Source organism: bacterium (genome assembly GCA_030690305.1).
Lineage (GTDB): Bacteria > Patescibacteriota > Minisyncoccia > Phycocordibacterales > JAGLPS01 > JBBUCK01.
In genome coordinates this window covers 1-1028 of record JAUYHB010000029.1, presented here as the reverse complement: position 1 = coordinate 1028, position 1028 = coordinate 1, and the positions used below count along the sequence as shown (strand labels likewise).

The window sequence follows — 1028 nt, the reverse complement described above, 5'->3', positions numbered from 1 at the left end:
GGTGTGGGTTCGCCGACGCCCGGTGAGGTGACCTCTGGTGAGGTGAGCTCTGGTGAGTACAACGACTCCTGGACGTTCACTGACTCTGGGCGGGTGGCTTCGCGCACCCATTCGGACACTAGCGCTGGGGCGGATCCTGTGTCCTTCACCTACACCTATGGCGATACCGCCCGCCCGGACGCGGTGACTGGTTTGGCGCCTAGCACTGGTGAGGCTTCGTCGTATACGTATACCTCTTCTGGTCAGCGGGCCACCACCACGACGGGTTCGGATACCCAAACCACGGCGTGGGATGTGACCGGTCAGCCGACGAGCTTGACCACGCCGAGCGGTGTGATGTCGTATTGGTACGGCGCCGACGGTTTGTTCGCCACGACGAGCGCTACGGCTGGGTCTGTGGTCTTCGCCGGGGCCACCCAGTTGAGTGTCAAGGACGGTGTGGTGTCTGGTCGCCGCTCCTACACTCTGGGTGGTGCCACGACGGGGTTCCGCGACACGGCGGTGAACGCTTCCGTGGTTTCCCCGGCGGCGAACGATGTTCAGGGTTCGGCGACGATACAAACCGATCCGGCGGCCCTGTCGGCTGCGGCGGGGTGGGTGAAGCACACCTACACGCCCTACGGTTCGGCTCTCGCTTCCACGGGTGGGTTGGCGTGGTCGGGTATCAACGGCTGGTTGAACAAACCGGCCCTGCCCGGTGCTGGCTTGTCCCAGGTGGGGGCCAGGCAGTACGACCCTGTCCTGCAGCAGTTCACGTCCCCTGATCCGTTGATCGACCCGAGCCAACCCGGCGGGTTCAACCCCTACACCTACGCCGGAAACAATCCCACCACGTACAGCGATCCCACGGGGCTGTGGCCGTGGGACACCGTGGTGGAAGCGGTCCAGAACGCCTACAACGCGGTCACAAGCTGGTTCAGTGGCGATGATGGTCAGGGCCAGCGCACCGCGCGTGGTAATCGTTCACCAGTATCTGGGGTGTCGGGGAGAGTCAAGCTTGGGGTCGTCAAGCCTGTCGTCCCCGAGGG

At 64.5% G+C, this 1028-nt stretch carries 1 protein-coding gene; it reads left to right on the top strand.

Translation table 11 applies throughout. The features are described 5' to 3' along the window. Positions 1–138: 138 nt before the first annotated feature. A partial coding sequence (locus Q8O71_04265; GenBank protein ID MDP2705575.1) for an RHS repeat-associated core domain-containing protein occupies positions 139–1028 on the top strand: 890 nt, incomplete at its 3' end.